Consider the following 16,125-nt stretch of genomic DNA (forward strand, 5'->3'; position numbering starts at 1 on the left):
AAGAAATAGGCGATGAGCCTTTCATCGAAAGCCTGGGAAACAGTCGGGAAATGCTTGCTCAGTGAAGGCAATTAGCCATACGCTGCGGAGCGTGAGACATCTCACGGATATAAAAACATGAGCAAGGAGCAAGCCCTGATGAAACTGTCCGCCATCTTAATCGCCGCTTTACTTTCCATTACGTCCGTTGCTGCCTTCGCGCACAGCGGCGGTACTGACTCAAAAGGTTGCCATCGCAACCATAAAACGAACGACTACCACTGCCACTAAATGAATAAAGCCCAGCGCTAGGCTGGGCTTCAGTGTGAATTGGTCTCTTTACATCTGAGGAGGCCAGTTATGCGATTCGCCTTGGCATTCCTTGCACCAGGCATAGAGCGCGTCGTACATGACCAGACCGTGTGACAGCATCTCGTGGTCGTCTGAAAAACGCTTCGACAGTCCAAGTGATATTGCGTACAGCCCAGCCGACTGCGGTGTTAGCTCCAGGCGAGACGTATCTGCTCCCCGAACAATTTTGGCTAATTGCTGTAAAGCGGGCTCGTTGAGCTTGTACTTTTTCAGAAACGCATCGAAGCTGCACAGCTCGCCCTCATGTGTCAGTTCTACGCCGGGAATGTCGTAAGGTGCAGCGTCTTTCTCCGCCGCTAAACGCAGCACGTCACCACTGCGCACGTATAAAAAACTCGGGCTGCGGATCGATGAAGCGAACGATCAGCCAGGGACAGGCGATGCGGTCGATCTTGGGTCGTTCACGGGTAATCCACCTCATGAAACACCTCCTGCCTAGCTCGGTAGGCTGGGTGATCTGGCGAGCCCAGTGCTCGCCAAGACTGTTAATCCACTCGTGCGATCTAGCGCAGCAGATGCGCTGCCAAACCGACGAGCGCGCAGGCCATCAGCACCTGGATGACGCCTCGCTTGAAGCGGAACAAGGCAATCGCCGCTGCAATGGCGATCAGTGCAGAGGGCCAGTCGAGGCTTCCGCTGAAGCCTCTCGGCCAAAGCACGTGATAGCCGAAGAAACACGCCAGATTGAGGATCACCCCAACTACGGCGGCGGTGATGGCAGTCAGCGGTGCGGTGAACTTGAGTTCGTTATGAGTCGACTCCACCAGCGGGCCACCCGCGAGGATGAACAAAAATGAAGGCAAGAAGGTGAACCAGGTTACCAGTGCGGCGGCGACGGCTCCGGCCAAAAACACCTGATCAGCCCCGAACACTTGCGATACATAGGCCCCGACGAAGCCGACGAAGGCCACCACCATGATCAGTGGCCCTGGCGTGGTTTCCCCTAGCGCAAGCCCGTCGATCATCTGTGTCGGGGTCAGCCAGCCATAGTGACCGACTGCGCCTTGATACACATACGGCAGCACCGCGTAGGCCCCGCCAAACGTCAAAAGCGCCGCCTTGGTAAAGAACCAGCCCATCTGGGTCAAGGTGCCTTCCCAGCCAAATAATGCGGTCAAAATCCCCATCGGCAATGCCCATAGCACGGCACCTATCAGTGCAAGCCATGCCAACTTCAACCAACTGAACCGGGCATGCTCCGGGGACGGAGTGTCATCATCGATTAAGGCCGGGCCAAAGGATTTCTTGGCGGCGCTATGGCCCCCGGCTCTGAATTTCTCGGGTGCCAAGCGTCCACCGACATAACCGATTAATGCAGCACCCAGAACGATCAACGGGAACGGAACATTGAATGCGAAGATTGCGGTGAATGAAGCCGCCGCTATCGCCCATAGCCAATTGTTCTTCAAAGCCCGAGAGCCGATTCTATGTGCCGCCTGCACGACGATGGCGGTCACGGCAGGCTTGATGCCATAGAAGAGCCCTGCCACCACAGGCACTTCGCCGAAGGCGATGTACATCCATGACAGCGCGATCAGGATAAATAGAGAGGGCAGCACAAACAGCGCACCCGCGATAACGCCTCCCCACGTTCGATGCATCAGCCAGCCAATATAGGTGGCCAACTGCTGCGCCTCTGGCCCAGGCAACAACATGCAGTAATTGAGGGCATGCAGAAACCTGCGCTCGGATATCCAACGCCGGCGCTCCACCAATTCCTGGTGCATGATCGAGATCTGACCCGCAGGCCCGCCGAAGCTGATGAAGCCGAGCTTCAACCAGAACCAGAACGCCTCACGCAAACTGATTGCTTCCGGTCTCGACAGCTCTTCTTCAATCACTGGTGCCAATACCTTACTCATTGGGTTGCTCCTCTTTCACGAACCCGGCGAGCAGGCCGTCGAAAATAGCGCTCGCAGCAGCCAGCAAATCATCGTCGTCGGTAATGGTTTCGCGCAGCCCTGCCAGCACCCGCTCAATGCCAGCAGCCTCCACCGGCTGAATACCGCCGACATCGAGGTAATGCACCAGGGCAGCAATGCGCCCCAGACCTGGTTTTTGGATTTGAAAACTGGCCTGAAGGGTTTCGAAGGTGACGCGGTTACCGACATGGCTGAAGGCGGCGTCATCGAAGTCAAAACCCAACGCATCTACCGGACAGTCCTGTGGAGTGTTCAACCAGAGAATCTGAGCTTTCGGGTCAATGAAGCGACGAATCAGCCAGGCACATGCCAGGCGGTCGACCCAAGGACGCTTGCGTGTTGCCCAGATACGCCCCTGATATTCGCCAAGATTGAGTGCCGTTATTGGTTGGTTACTGCTGTGCGGCTCATCCGGAGACAGGGCTCTGCTGACTGCCGTCTCCAACTCCTGCAAAGCCGAATCAATCTGCTGCTTCGGCTTACCTGGAAAGTAATCGATGTTGGCTATCTGATCGTAGGCTTTGCGCAGCTTACGAATTTGCTTGGTCGTCGCCAGCGCATTTTCAGCATTCAACTGTCCACGGCATTCTTCGATCTCTACACCAAGCTTGCCGTAGTCATCGCTACGGTCGAACAACTCGATAAAGCGTTCACCGTCAGGGTCGACGACAGGCAGGACATAGGCGGTGCCGTTGATCGCCAGAATGTCACGTTCGACAGACGCAAGCACTTCACGACAGACACCGCTATACGGCAATAAGTAGGCGCCATCGCGTATGACTGCCGCGCCGCTGGCTTTCAAAGCGCGCCAAGCTCGCATGCGTTCGGTGGCATTGGCGGTCGGCAGACCGAGAATCAAAATCAACCAGTTTTTCATGTAGTGAATTCTACTTATTATGTAGTTTACGTTACCTTAATACTAATTTTGGCCGTAGGAAAGCTCTCCTTCAGAATTAGAAGTGCGCAGATAGAGGCTGGTGGATCGTCGCAGGTGTGGTGCGATGTGGGAGCTATCAGAGGTGTTTTCGTTTCAGTGGTGATCGTATGTGATGGTTTAAGGGGGGAGTATCTGATTTTGACCGATAGCTGCCTGTTTCCATCAGCGGATCGCAGCCACTAGGCAGGAAGCATCTAGCCCGGAGCTGCCGGCTGAGATGCCTCAATCTAGCAGAGCGCTCTTCTCTTTCCGGCTCGCAGCATCAAGGTTGAGCAGCAGAGTGGTCGGAATAGGCAGTCGCCTACACCAGGCGACTAGCTGCACACGCGCTGTTATCTCAAAGCTTTCTGGGCCCGCGTGGATCCAACGATAGTATGTTGGACGCAGGTAACTGTCGCTCAAGCTCAGCAATACGGTCATACAGCTCTATGATTTTCGCATCCGCCTCGCTCAGTAAACTTGCTAGCTGGTCGCGCTGTCGAGCAACCTGCTCAATCCGATCCCGCAAGGCGCGGCTTTTCTGACGGGCAAGATGATTTACCTGGTTCAACGAAGGAGGTCGCTTCTCCGCATGTTGTTCCACGTAGGTTTTTATCTCTGCGATGAGACTCGGGAAACGAGATTTCTTAAGCGCTGACGGATCGCTCCCGGCCTCTTTGGCCACGTTGTTCTGAGTGACCGGTGTCCCCTTTGGTAGAAGCTGTGGCTTATTGAGTTTCAGACGCTCAAAAGCATCACGATATTGATCAGCCGCGCTTCGGCGAGCAGGGAGTTCAACGTCCATTTGCGCTTCCTACGACACGGCGAAAGCTCTCTACGCTTCGCTTTTGAGCCATCAACGATTCCATTAGCGGACTCCCTCCCTGAGCAGTAGCAAGCCGCTCTTTGAGTACATGTTCAAAATCATCTACCGCACCCAATCGTTCTGAGTCATACAACACATCAGGGCAAGGTTTTGCATCCACTGAATCACCACCCCCGCAACGGGCAATGTTGTCAATTCCGCCGTACGGACAAGGCTCGCGACTCGAACAAACGCCAAGAATTATCGGGCGACAGGCGACCGCGCCTTTCTTTGCCAAACCAATCATCTTCTTCGCATCCTCTGGCGAAATCAGCCGAACGATCTCAGCCTTTCGTTTGTCTCCATGGGGACTGACAAAACGCTCACTCGTAAGCTGCTGTAATTCTCTTCCAAGCGTCTCGTACATTGTGCGAACGTACAGAGTGTGAGCCTTCTCCTCTAGACGCACCCGCGAGTGATTTTGTCCGTAGTAAAGGCTCATCGCTCGTGTGACGTGCTTGAGCTGGTACTGAAGCGAAGCATCACTTACGAGCCCGGAAGCTTGCATGTTCACTGCCCCAGTTCTACGCAACTGATGCCAAGCCAACGGCCATACATCGCCCACTTGATACTCCTCCGGCAATGAAGGGGTAGCTAGCCGGGCCAATTTCAAATCCTCAGGCGTGATACGCAAACGTTCTAAGTCAAAGAGCTTCCCATACTCCCCCAAAAGGTCGGAATATGACTGGATGCTCGGCCTCAGTGAGTGATTACCTTTATTGCGCAACGAACTCCAGGGCTCGTAAGAAAAATCGGTCAAGTAACGCCCGGCGAGAACTCTCGCGGCTTCGTGAGGTGCGTGGAGTGAGCGAAATAGAGAAATAACCTCCATCGCCTTCACGGCGACCGCCACAGATGGGGATGTGACCCAAACGGCGTCCCTATCAGAGAGCGTTTTTGTCGTCTGCCCACGTAACAAAAAAATGTCGCCGAAACTCTTGTCGTGCTCGATGTCAAGGCACCCGGCTCGAAGATTCCATGCTTCCTCAACCCGCATGAGACTGAAGTTAAGGATGTAAGCCAATCCCGCGCCATTGACCAGTTTCAGATAGCTAGTCAGCGCTCTTACTTGCAAGTCACCACTGCGCCCTACCCAACGTTCAAGTAGCTCAAAGACGCCGAAGCGTTTCGCGGTTTCCGCAAACGCGCCAAGAAAACGAAGCCCCGTTTTAGCGCCTGATAATTGCATCTTATGGCCGCAAAAAGGCGGGGCGTTTACGCACGCTGTTCTCTCCGAAACCCTCTGGTTATGTTCGTAAGCCGCGAAGCAGAACCGGTAACAAGCTTCAACCTGTTCTCGATGGGATAGGAAATCATCAAGGCACTCTCGCAGCCTAGTAACTTGATAGCGCCAAATACGTGGAGGAATGTAAGGTGTTTGAGCTGTATGGTGAGTTGGAAAAAGCGCAGCCAGACGGGTTAGGGAGCCTGAATCCAGCAACGTAAATCCTACGGCACTACGGGACGCGTAAAGCTCATGCATTAACGACAGAAACTCGGTTTTTCTTGAGGTATGAAGAAAGGCAGGGATCCGTTCGCATACGCGTGGAAAGTGGCTTAATTCGCTGGCAAGTATTCCTGCCTCTTCGCAAAGAACAAACAGCCGCCGCATCTGATCGAAACGCGTTTTAAGGGATCTGTAGCCACGAGCGCCATACGGCCCGTATAGCCACCAGCCAGTGATGATTCGAAGTAAATTTGCGTTCTTTGAGCTAATTGGCGCCGCTGATTTTTTAACTGGCCCATCACCAAAATTCAGCGTCAGTGCCTTCTTGGCCCATGGATCAAGCCTCCAAATTGGATCGCCCCAACGGCTTATTACTTTGCCCTGTGCATCAATTACGACCGGCCAATCAGGTGGCGGAGGCCAGCTCTCTGGACGGTAATTCGATGCCCCAGGAACGGCGAGAGGCGACTCGATAGAAAGCCCCAACGTCGTGAGCATATTCATAGGGAAGCCCCCGCTGTAACTTCCGCAAGCCGAATAAATCCATCCCAAGCTGGGTGATAGTCTTCCTCAGCTATGCGTGCGAATGCCTCTTCCACCCAAAGCCGACGTACCTCGCTACTCTCTTGAAAGAACCGTAACTTCGCGCTCAGACGCTCGACCGCAAGCATCGCTGGATGGTCAGTCTCGTCAGATCTATCCGTGCAAGCTGGGCGATATCTAACTAGCTCCAAGCTCTTGAGCACTCGCAAACTACTCAGAGACCAGACGTGATCCTCGCTTTCAATATCCCGATGATTGACACAGAAAAGGCAACCCGCAGCGTTGATACAATCGGGATCAGGAGCATTAGTCGGAGCATCCACGACCGATTCTGGTATCGGCGCCACACAAGTACCTGGAGCAGGTGAGCAAACGACGGGATCTGCTTGCCGGTGAAATCGAGTGATTTCAATCATCGCAATTTGCGGATTGGGCTCGGCGTACACACGAATCAAAGTTTCAGCGGTATGCTGTGCGATTTCCGCCACCAGTTCCGGCCGTTGCGACTCACGTAGCAGCCAATTAATACGCGCACCCCGGAGCTTACGGGGTCGAACGAATCGAACACTGGAATCGGTGCAGGCGCGCGCGATAGCCGTGAACTGAGGAGCTTCTAAAACGAGACGTCCCCCAGGGCGGACGAGAGGGAAAAGAAGTCCCTCTAGATCGTCTGGAAACCACGTGTTACGCCACTCAATGTAGCGTTCGAACCACTGCTTGTAGCTTGAGAAAACGTCAAACAGCACTTCACCCTGACGGCGATTTTTGTAAGACCTCACTTGGTAACCATCAAAATGACTCGTGTAATGGTATTGGTCGATACGAAGCTGATGCGCCTGCGACAAATTCATGCCGGTTTGTGCGATGAACATGAGCAGCTCGGCTTCGATTCGCAGATTCACTGCCGGGTATCGAGTCTCGATTGAAACGTCAGCGTTCCGAAGTTCGCGGTTTCTAAGGATGGCCGCAATCTGGAATTTGGTTTGAGGTCGAATCCGTCGTGACGCTTCCCTCTCTGTATCGCGCAGGCCGCACCAGATAGGTAGCGTCGAACCCGACCGCAACTCCACGTGGATGGGAAGTGGCCCCGTCACAGCCTCATAGGTAAGGGACGTACAGACGTCGGCAATGAACTGCCCGAATGAAAAGCTCTCTTCTAAACTTTGCTTATCAGCGCCCCCATTACTGGCCTTTCCGTTGCCTCTAGGCTTGCGAATTCGGGTGCTGTACAGAAGCGTCGAGCTTCGGCCTAGAACTCGGTCGAGCATCGTCGCGGTTAAACTTGCCGCGTCGTATAATGATCCGGCAGTTAGATATCCTTCCACGCGATGACGCTGTAGAAGATGTTCAGCCCACCCCAGGTATTCCTCCGCGACCGTATCAATGCTCAACGGACGCTCGCACTGATCCACCCACTGAAAAAACTTCCTCAACGCACCAATCTTGTTATTTGCCGAAAAGCGGCTCCCCCCGCCGACAAGGTCGTCGGTCAAACAGTCATGGAGCCCCTTCACAAGCTCTACCCGCTCCAGCAAAGGATCACTCAAAGCACCTGATGTGATTTCACTGCGTACAGTCTTCACTTTTGCCTTAGCACCACCGCTGTATAAAAGTGGTGCTAGATCCCAGGGCGTCTCATTTTTCGCGTACTCAAGCATTGGAAACGTTAGGTCTGAAAACGTCAGATTATTCATTGCTTGCTCCCTGCATCGACGCAATCCCTATAAACGCAGTCATGAAGCTGTTCGCAATGGCCTGCTTAGCGGGCGCAGCTTGCACAAATTTGATGTATTTGAAGGTGGTAGCCTCCGAATTTCGACCGTGAAGCAATGCATTGCTGACAGTCGCAATCACTATCGCCACATCAGTGCAATTTGCTAAAGCCAGCCTAGCTAACTCAGTTCCAAAGGTGCATCGGGATTGGTGGAAGCGAAACTTCCTGAGCGCTTTGATGCCCGACGCGATGCCTAGTTTTCTAAGCGATGACATCTCAACGTTTATGGCCGAAGACTGATCACTGTTGCGACGTCCGAAAGGGTTTCCGAAACGTGTCAAGAACACTAAGTCTTGATGCTCGCCAGCAGCAGATGCCTCGCGAGTCAACCTGCGAAGACCCTTGGCATACTCCAAGACTTCTGAACACAAAGCTTCGGGAATCCATACCTGGCCAGTTACTGCAAATTTGGTATGCACGGGCGGGGACGCACCTGGCCCTACGGATATCAGAAGCAGACCTTCAGCAGACGGGTCATGTATGGCACGCTCCAACGTATCGATACGAAGGTCACAGATCGTTCCCAGTCGCATACCCGTAAAGAAACCTAGAGCCAACATCAGATAAAGCTCGGGTGAGGCGCTCTGTTTTGCGAAATCAAGAATGGCGTCTCGATCAACCGCTGACACAGGAAGTAGCCCACCTTCCAAAGTGACCCCAATGCGTTTTCGGTTTGGAATACCCAGATCGGTGGTGGTGCCAGCTAGCGTTCGCTCGAAGCCGACCTGGTCAAAGTATTTGATGAAATAGCGCTTGTCTTTCCACAACGGCAATAGCGGGTTTAGAAGGCCACGCCTCCTGACCCACCTGTAGAAACTGATGCAGTTACGCATGTACTCGGAAGCCGTGGCAGGACTGATATGACCAGCATCACGAGCCTTGATAAGCGCCCCACGGTACTGAACAAGACATCGATCAGCCTTTCGAGACGGAAACTCAAACCACTGAAGCCCGCGACTCTCCAAAAACTTCGCGTAGTTCAACAGCCCGTTCAGGTTGCTAGAAACGGTCTTAAGGAGTGCCTCACCATTGGTGACTCTCTCCATAGCCCAGAGATTGGCTTCTCTCCAGGGCAAGCCGTCTTCCCAGAATATTTGTGGTAGTCCTTCGATCACTACACGGGAGCTATTCAGCGAGTAGGTAATCAGGCGGTCTTGGACAGAAAGGTCATGCGGACTGAAGTGAATGTGTTCGACGGTAGGCAAGTGAAATCTCTATAAGAACAAGCATCAATGTCCATGGGGACGCCATCTAACTTTGGGCGTCCACAGTATGCAACTTATTCTTATCAATGCTGTAGACCTCCACGGCGGGCACCATGGACTCGATGATTGTCATCACCCGCTCGCTCATGTCGCCATACAACGCATAGTTGCTGCTGAACACCTGAACGCCGTGTTGGCGCAACACGTCTTTGATTTGAAAGTACGGGGCGCCCATTTTTACGAAGGGTTTCGCGTCATAGCTGCGGGCGATGACGCAACCATCGTTATATCTGAATGATCCTAACAGTTAGTTTGTTGTAAGATATTGATTTATAAGGGAATTAACCCACTAACATTTTTTGATTATTTTCCTTCGTTCCTGATGGCGATACTCCTCGACTAAGCCTATTTCAGACGTGGCTTCGCAAAGCAGGGCGGCGGATCGCAATCGACGATAGCTTCACTGTATACTTTTGGCTCCGCATACCCCTTGAGCTACAGGAACACCAGCATGACTGTACTCCAAACGCTCTACTGGCAGCCTACGCCGCCTTAGCGCTACGCCCCCTCGCAACACCTCGCCTCCGCCAGTTTCGCTCGCGGCTGCGTACTGCTGTACGCCCGGTTCTTACACCCAAAGCGCACAGCAAAATAATCCTCACAATTTGAATTCGTATCGACGCGCTCGCCATTTCCTGGCATGCGTGCGGTGCATTGCTTTGGATATTCTGATGCTACAAACACTCAAACAAACGTGGTTTTCCAACGTCCGTGGCGACGTGCTCGCGGGGATCGTCGTCGCACTTGCGCTGATCCCTGAAGCCATCGCTTTCTCTATCATTGCGGGCGTCGACCCCAAAGTTGGTCTCTACGCCTCATTCTGTATCGCCGTAGTGATCGCCTTTGTCGGTGGCCGCCCAGGCATGATTTCAGCCGCGACAGGGGCCATGGCACTGCTGATGGTGACCCTGGTCAAGAACCATGGTCTTGAATATCTGCTGGCCGCCACGCTGCTGTGTGGCGTGTTGCAAATTGGTGCTGGCTACCTGAAGCTCGGCTCGCTGATGCGCTTCGTTTCGCGCTCGGTGGTGACCGGCTTCGTCAATGCGCTGGCGATCCTGATCTTCATGGCTCAGCTGCCCGAGCTGACCAATGTCACCTGGCACGTCTACGCCATGACAGCCGCAGGCCTCGGCATCATTTATCTGTTCCCCTATGTCCCGAAGATCGGCAAGCTCATCCCATCGCCGCTGGTGTGCATCATCGTGCTGACCGCCGTTGCCATGTCGGTTGGGCTGGATATCCGCACGGTCGGTGATATGGGTCAACTGCCGGATACGCTGCCAATCTTTCTCTGGCCTGACGTGCCGCTGACGTTCGAGACGTTGGCCATCATCTTCCCTTACTCGGCAGCACTGGCCGTGGTCGGTCTGCTGGAGTCGATGATGACCGCGACCATTGTTGACGACCTGACCGACACCCCTAGTGACAAGAACCGCGAGTGCAAGGGCCAGGGCGTGGCCAACATTGCTTCGGGTCTGATCGGCGGTATGGCCGGCTGCGCGATGATTGGTCAGTCGATCATCAACGTGAAATCCGGCGGTCGCTCTCGCCTGTCGTCCCTGGCAGCAGGCGTATTCCTGCTGCTGATGGTGGTATTCCTCGGCGATTGGCTGAAGCAGATCCCAATGGCTGCTCTGGTAGCCGTAATGATCATGGTATCCATCGGCACCTTCAGTTGGGATTCGCTGCGCAACCTGAAGAAGCACCCGTTGTCGACCAACATTGTCATGGTCGTCACCGTGGTGGTCGTGGTCGCCACCCACAACCTGGCCTTCGGCGTGCTGGCCGGCGTGCTGCTGGCCGCGATGTTCTTCGCCAACAAGGTTGGCCATTACATGGCAATCAGCTCTTTGCTGGACGAAGCCGGCGAGCATCGTAGCTATAACGTCACCGGCCAGGTGTTCTTCAGCTCGGCAGACAAGTTCGTCGCGGCCTTCGACTTCAAGGAAGCCCTGAACAAGGTAACCATCGACCTGAATCGCGCCCACTTCTGGGATATCACCGCTGTTGCAGCCCTGGACAAGGTGGTTATCAAGTTCCGCCGCGAAGGCACCGAAGTTGAAGTGCTGGGTCTCAACGAAGCAAGCGCCACTATCGTGGATCGCTTTGGTGTTCACGATAAACCCGACGCCATTGATCAACTCATGGGCCACTGAGAAGGAGAACAACGATGACCCAAGTAATTGCCTGTATCGACGGTTCCACCTCGGCTCCAGCTGTGTGCGACTACGCAGCCTGGGCCAGTCTGAGCCTGGAAGCCCCGCTGACCTTCTTGCATGTGTTGGATCAGCGCCAGTACCCAGTTGCGGCCGACTTGAGTGGCAATATCGGCCTTGGCAGCCGCGAGCATCTGCTTGATGAGCTTGCTTCCCTGGATGAACAGCGCGGCAAGTTGGCCCTTGAGCAAGGGCGGATCATGCTTGCGGCCGCGAAAGAGCGGGCCATTAAGGATGGCGTGGCCGCGCCGGAGTCCAAGCAACGTCATGGCGATCTGCTGGAAAGCCTGCAAGAGCTGCAAACCGAAACGCGCCTGCTGGTCATCGGTCGCCAGGGCGAGTCTAGTGGCAATCTGAGTCAGCAGGTCGGAAGCCAGCTGGAGAGCGTGATTCGTATCATGCACCGGCCAATCCTGGTTACCCCGGCCAGCTTCCAAAAGCCCAAGAGCGCGATGCTGGCATTCGATGGCGGCGCTACTACCCGCAAGGGTGTGGAGATGCTGGCAGCCAGCCCGCTGCTGAAGGGGTTGCCGATCCACCTGGTCATGGTTGGCCCCGTAAGCGATGAAGCATCTGCACAGCTGGACTGGGCGCAGAAAGTGCTGATCAACGCCGGCTTCACTGTTCGTGCCGAGACCCGGAGCGGTGAGATAGAGCCTACCCTGCACGCCTATCAGAAAGAGCATGGCATTGATCTGCTGGTGATGGGGGCCTATGGCCATTCCCGTATCCGGCAGTTCCTGGTCGGTAGCACCACGACCAGCATGCTCCGCACCACCATCAGTCCGCTGTTACTGCTGCGCTAATGGCCATGGACGACGCCCTCGATCTTGCCCATTTCAAGACCCTGCTGGAACAGCGGGCTGCCGAGCTGGATCGATTGCTGGAAGACGCTGAGTCTCGCTCGCAATCGGTAGAGCTGGATCAAAGCAAGGTAGGGCGTTTGTCGAGGATGGATGCACTCCAGCAGCAAGCAATGAACGATGCCATCCGCAGTCGGGCGCAGCATGAACGCGTCCGCCTCCAACTGGCCCTCAAGCGTTGGCACGAGGGTGAGTATGGCTGGTGTAACCAATGCGGCGAGTTGATCGCCTCGGGCCGCCTGGAATTTGATCCGGCCACGCTGCTGTGCATCACCTGTGCGAGTCGCACTGAGTCGGGTTGAAATCGTCACGATTCGTGGCGTCAGCCCCAATTAACGAGATTTCTATGTATTTGTTGGCAAAAAACTGGCTGGGCCGAACACGGAAAACAAGCGCCTGGATGTGGGCACTGCTGTGCCTTGTATTGCTTACCGTATTCCAAGTCCGCACCCATCACCTTGATGATCGTTTGTACTTCTGGATCAAGACCAGCTGGCACACCGACGATTGGCAGGAGCGCTCTGTGTGGCTGCCTGGCTATCGGGTTGAACTGGATGCTAAGGCGGTTTCCGGTGTGGACAGCAATCTTTCGGGTCTGACCTTTGACCCTGACCTAAACCTGCTGTGGGCGGTCACCAACGGCCCAAACGAACTATTGGCCCTTAGTCGTGACGGTGATGTGGAAAGGCGTTACAACCTGGATGGCTTCCACGATGTGGAAGCTGTGTCCTAGGGGGAACCGCAGAATTCGGAAAAAATCGTACGCTAAGCTAACGGTGTTCTCGTGACAGCTCTTTGACTAGGCTTTCTAAGGGGTCGTCTCAGAAAACGGAAAATAAAGCACGCTAAGGCATAGCCGAACCTGCCAAGCTTGCTCCACCCTGTAGTGACGCGATCAGCGGGCAGGAAACGTTCCCCCTTCGCGCATGGCAGGCGCACACCAACTCAGACAGCACGGCCTCCATGCGCGCCAGGTCAGCCATTTTCTCGCGCACGTCCTTGAGCTTGTGCTCGGCCAGACTGCTGGCTTCCTCGCAATGGGTGCCATCCTCCAGCCGCAGCAGCTCGGCGATCTCATCCAGGCTGAAGCCCAGCCGCTGGGCTGATTTCACGAAGCGCACCCGCGTTACATCCGCCTCGCCATAGCGGCGGATGCTGCCATAGGGCTTGTCAGGCTCCAGCAACAAGCCCTTGCGCTGATAGAAACGGATGGTCTCCACATTGACCCCGGCCGCCTTGGCGAAAACGCCAATGGTCAGGTTCTCCAAATTGTTTTCCATATCGCTTGACTCCGTACATGAGTACGGAAGTAAGGTTACGCTATCCAATTTCAATTCGAAAGGACAAGCGCATGTCTGAACCAAAAACCGGGCGCGGCGCGCTCTTCACTGGAGGGCTTGCCGCCATCCTCGCCTCGGCTTGCTGCCTCGGGCCGTTGGTTCTGATCGCCTTGGGGTTCAGCGGCGCTTGGATCGGCAACTTGGCGGTGTTGGAACCCTATCGCCCCATCTTTATCGGCGTGGCGCTGGTGGCGTTGTTCTTCGCCTGGCGGCGCATCTACCGGCAGGCAGCGGCCTGCAAACCGGGTGAGGTCTGCGCGATTCCCCAAGTGCGAGCTACTTACAAGCTCATTTTCTGGATCGTGGCCGCGCTGGTTCTGGTCGCGCTCGGATTTCCCTACGTCATGCCATTTTTCTACTGATCGGAGTTCACCATGAAGAAACTGTTTGCCTCCCTCGCCCTCGCCGCCGTTGTTGCCCCCGTCTGGGCCGCCACCCAGACCGTCACGCTGTCCGTACCGGGCATGACCTGCTCCGCCTGCCCGATCACTGTCAAGAAGGCGATTTCCAAGGTCGAAGGCGTCAGCAAAGTTGACGTGACTTTCGAGACACGCCAAGCGGTCGTCACCTTCGACGATGCCAAGACCAGCGTGCAGAAGCTGACCAAGGCAACCGCAGACGCGGGCTATCCGTCCAGCGTCAAGCAGTGAGTCACTGAAAACGGCACCGCAGCACAACGGACGTCATTGTCTGGCGCCACAAACGATAAAGGATCTGTTGCATGACCCATCTAAAAATCACCGGCATGACTTGCGACTCGTGCGCGGCGCACGTCAAGGAAGCGCTGGAAAAAGTGCCAGGCGTGCAGTCGGCGCTGGTGTCCTATCCGAAGGGCACAGCGCAACTCGCCATCGTGCCGGGCACATCGCCGGACGCGCTGACTGCCGCCGTGGCCGGACTGGGCTACAAGGCAACGCTAGCCGATGCGCCACTGGCGGACAACCGCGTCGGACTGCTCGACAAGGTGCGGGGATGGATGGCCGCCGCCGAAAAGCACAGTGGCAACGAGCCCCCGGTGCAGGTAGCGGTCATTGGCAGCGGTGGAGCCGCGATGGCGGCGGCGCTGAAGGCCGTCGAGCAAGGCGCGCAGGTCACGCTGATCGAGCGCGGCACCATCGGCGGCACCTGCGTCAATGTCGGCTGTGTGCCGTCCAAGATCATGATCCGCGCCGCCCACATCGCCCATCTGCGCCGGGAAAGCCCGTTCGATGGCGGTATTGCGGCAACTGTGCCTACGATTGACCGCAGTAAGCTGCTGGCCCAGCAGCAGGCCCGCGTCGACGAACTGCGGCACGCCAAGTACGAAGGCATCCTGGGCGGTAATCCGGCCATCACCGTTGTGCACGGTGAGGCGCGCTTCAAGGACGACCAGAGCCTTACCGTCCGTTTGAACGAGGGTGGCGAGCGCGTCGTGATGTTCGACCGCTGCCTGGTCGCCACGGGTGCCAGCCCGGCGGTCCCGCCGATTCCGGGGTTGAAAGAGTCACCCTACTGGACTTCCACCGAGGCCCTGGCGAGCGACACCATTCCCGAACGCCTTGCCGTAATCGGCTCGTCGGTGGTGGCGCTGGAGCTGGCGCAAGCCTTTGCCCGGCTGGGCAGCAAGGTCACGGTCCTGGCGCGCAATACCTTGTTCTTCCGTGAAGACCCGGCCATCGGCGAGGCGGTGACAGCCGCTTTCCGTGCCGAGGGCATCGAGGTGCTGGAGCACACGCAAGCCAGCCAGGTCGCCCATATGGACGGTGAATTCGTGCTGACCACCACGCACGGTGAATTGCGCGCCGACAAACTGCTGGTTGCCACCGGTCGGACACCGAACACGCGCAGCCTCGCGCTGGACGCAGCGGGGGTCACTGTCAATGCGCAAGGTGCCATCGTCATCGACCAAGGCATGCGCACGAGCAACCCGAACATCTACGCGGCCGGCGACTGCACCGACCAGCCGCAGTTCGTCTATGTGGCGGCAGCGGCCGGCACCCGTGCCGCGATCAACATGACCGGCGGCGATGCGGCGCTCGACCTGACCGCAATGCCGGCCGTGGTGTTCACCGATCCGCAAGTGGCGACCGTGGGCTACAGCGAGGCGGAAGCCCACCACGACGGGATCGAGACCGACAGCCGCACCTTGACCTTGGACAACGTGCCGCGTGCGCTCGCCAACTTCGACACACGCGGCTTCATCAAGTTGGTTATCGAGGAAGGCAGCCATCGGCTGATCGGCGTACAGGCGGTCGCGCCGGAAGCGGGTGAACTGATCCAGACGGCGGCTCTGGCCATTCGCAACCGCATGACGGTGCAGGAACTGGCCGACCAGTTGTTCCCCTACCTGACGATGGTCGAGGGGTTGAAGCTCGCGGCGCAGACCTTCAACAAGGATGTGAAGCAGCTTTCCTGCTGCGCCGGGTGAGAAAAAGGAGGTGTTCAATGAACGCCTACACGGTGTCCCGGCTGGCTCTTGATGCCGGGGTGAGCGTGCATATCGTGCGCGACTACCTGCTGCGCGGATTGCTGCGCCCGGTGGCGTGCACACCAGGCGGCTACGGCTTGTTCGATGACGCCGCCTTGCAACGGCTGTGCTTCGTGCGGGCGGCCTTCGAGGCGGGCATCGGCCTCGACGCGC

At 56.3% G+C, this 16,125-nt stretch carries 15 protein-coding genes and 3 pseudogenes; 9 read left to right on the top strand and 9 right to left on the bottom strand.

Annotation, left to right across the window (positions count from 1 at the left end):
• The first annotated feature begins 117 nt into the window (after nt 1–117).
• Nucleotides 118–270, top strand: coding sequence for a YHYH domain-containing protein (locus HT737_RS28315; RefSeq protein ID WP_223656464.1), 153 nt, complete (start codon nt 118–120; stop codon nt 268–270).
• 48 nt (nt 271–318) lie between these two features.
• On the opposite strand, the pseudogene HT737_RS28320 reads toward HT737_RS28315, so the two are convergent.
• The 8 genes and pseudogenes from HT737_RS28320 to HT737_RS28355 form a co-directional block, all read right to left on the bottom strand.
• Nucleotides 319–772 (bottom strand): annotated as a pseudogene (locus HT737_RS28320) (chromate resistance protein ChrB domain-containing protein).
• Nucleotides 773–854: 82 nt separating this feature from the next.
• Entirely contained in the window at nt 855–2,213 is a 1,359-nt protein-coding gene (chrA, locus tag HT737_RS28325) for a chromate efflux transporter (protein WP_182404469.1), read from the bottom strand.
• Nucleotides 2,206–3,150: a chromate resistance protein ChrB domain-containing protein gene (locus tag HT737_RS28330; protein WP_182404470.1), complete on the bottom strand. Its 945-nt coding sequence runs from the start codon at nt 3,148–3,150 to the stop codon at nt 2,206–2,208. The genes chrA and HT737_RS28330 overlap by 8 nt, the downstream gene beginning before the upstream one ends.
• A gap of 397 nt (nt 3,151–3,547) precedes the next feature.
• Entirely contained in the window at nt 3,548–3,994 is a 447-nt protein-coding gene (locus tag HT737_RS28335) for a hypothetical protein (protein ID WP_182404471.1), read from the bottom strand.
• Nucleotides 3,984–6,005 (bottom strand): hypothetical protein, encoded by a 2,022-nt coding sequence (locus tag HT737_RS32085; protein ID WP_306287292.1) that lies wholly within the window; start codon nt 6,003–6,005, stop codon nt 3,984–3,986. The genes HT737_RS28335 and HT737_RS32085 overlap by 11 nt, the downstream gene beginning before the upstream one ends.
• The gene (locus tag HT737_RS28345; RefSeq protein ID WP_182404472.1) at nt 6,002–7,738 is read right to left on the bottom strand and encodes a site-specific integrase; all 1,737 of its coding nucleotides are present in this window, start codon (nt 7,736–7,738) and stop codon (nt 6,002–6,004) included. The genes HT737_RS32085 and HT737_RS28345 overlap by 4 nt, the downstream gene beginning before the upstream one ends.
• Nucleotides 7,731–9,023 (bottom strand): site-specific integrase, encoded by a 1,293-nt coding sequence (locus HT737_RS28350; protein WP_182404473.1) that lies wholly within the window; start codon nt 9,021–9,023, stop codon nt 7,731–7,733. The genes HT737_RS28345 and HT737_RS28350 overlap by 8 nt, the downstream gene beginning before the upstream one ends.
• Before the next feature lie 79 nt (nt 9,024–9,102).
• Nucleotides 9,103–9,309, bottom strand: a pseudogene (locus HT737_RS28355) (DNA polymerase V subunit UmuC); the annotation flags it as partial.
• A gap of 445 nt (nt 9,310–9,754) precedes the next feature.
• Between HT737_RS28355 and HT737_RS28360 the strand changes: the two are divergent.
• The 4 genes and pseudogenes from HT737_RS28360 to HT737_RS28375 all read left to right on the top strand — a co-directional run.
• Nucleotides 9,755–11,242 (top strand): SulP family inorganic anion transporter, encoded by a 1,488-nt coding sequence (locus HT737_RS28360; protein ID WP_004574009.1) that lies wholly within the window; start codon nt 9,755–9,757, stop codon nt 11,240–11,242.
• A 14-nt stretch (nt 11,243–11,256) separates the two neighbouring features.
• The gene (locus HT737_RS28365; protein WP_004574008.1) at nt 11,257–12,108 is read left to right on the top strand and encodes a universal stress protein; all 852 of its coding nucleotides are present in this window, start codon (nt 11,257–11,259) and stop codon (nt 12,106–12,108) included.
• Nucleotides 12,108–12,467 carry a TraR/DksA C4-type zinc finger protein gene (locus HT737_RS28370; RefSeq protein ID WP_004574007.1) on the top strand — a complete coding sequence of 120 codons (360 nt, stop codon included), beginning with the start codon at nt 12,108–12,110 and terminating at the stop codon, nt 12,465–12,467. The genes HT737_RS28365 and HT737_RS28370 overlap by 1 nt, the downstream gene beginning before the upstream one ends.
• A gap of 44 nt (nt 12,468–12,511) precedes the next feature.
• Nucleotides 12,512–12,895, top strand: a pseudogene (locus tag HT737_RS28375) (SdiA-regulated domain-containing protein); the annotation flags it as partial.
• A 115-nt stretch (nt 12,896–13,010) separates the two neighbouring features.
• Here the strand turns inward: HT737_RS28375 and HT737_RS28380 are convergent.
• Complete coding sequence (locus tag HT737_RS28380) at nt 13,011–13,445, bottom strand: mercury resistance transcriptional regulator MerR (RefSeq protein WP_003131969.1); 435 nt, start codon at nt 13,443–13,445, stop codon at nt 13,011–13,013.
• A gap of 71 nt (nt 13,446–13,516) precedes the next feature.
• Here HT737_RS28380 and merT point away from each other — a divergent pair, with 71 nt between their 5' ends.
• The 4 genes from merT to merD form a co-directional block, all read left to right on the top strand.
• A complete protein-coding gene (gene merT / locus HT737_RS28385) occupies nt 13,517–13,867 on the top strand; it encodes a mercuric ion transporter MerT (RefSeq protein WP_003131974.1) in 351 nt (116 codons plus the stop codon).
• A gap of 12 nt (nt 13,868–13,879) precedes the next feature.
• A complete protein-coding gene (merP, locus tag HT737_RS28390) occupies nt 13,880–14,155 on the top strand; it encodes a mercury resistance system periplasmic binding protein MerP (protein WP_003131987.1) in 276 nt (91 codons plus the stop codon).
• A 71-nt stretch (nt 14,156–14,226) separates the two neighbouring features.
• Nucleotides 14,227–15,912 carry a mercury(II) reductase gene (gene merA / locus HT737_RS28395; RefSeq protein ID WP_003156770.1) on the top strand — a complete coding sequence of 562 codons (1,686 nt, stop codon included), beginning with the start codon at nt 14,227–14,229 and terminating at the stop codon, nt 15,910–15,912.
• Between the two features lie 17 nt (nt 15,913–15,929).
• On the top strand, nt 15,930–16,125 hold a 196-nt coding region (gene merD, locus HT737_RS28400), incomplete at its 3' end, for a mercuric resistance transcriptional repressor MerD (protein WP_182404474.1).

This window comes from Pseudomonas sp. MD195_PC81_125, from assembly GCF_014060985.1.
GTDB classification, from domain to species: Bacteria; Pseudomonadota; Gammaproteobacteria; order Pseudomonadales; family Pseudomonadaceae; genus Aquipseudomonas; species Aquipseudomonas parakoreensis.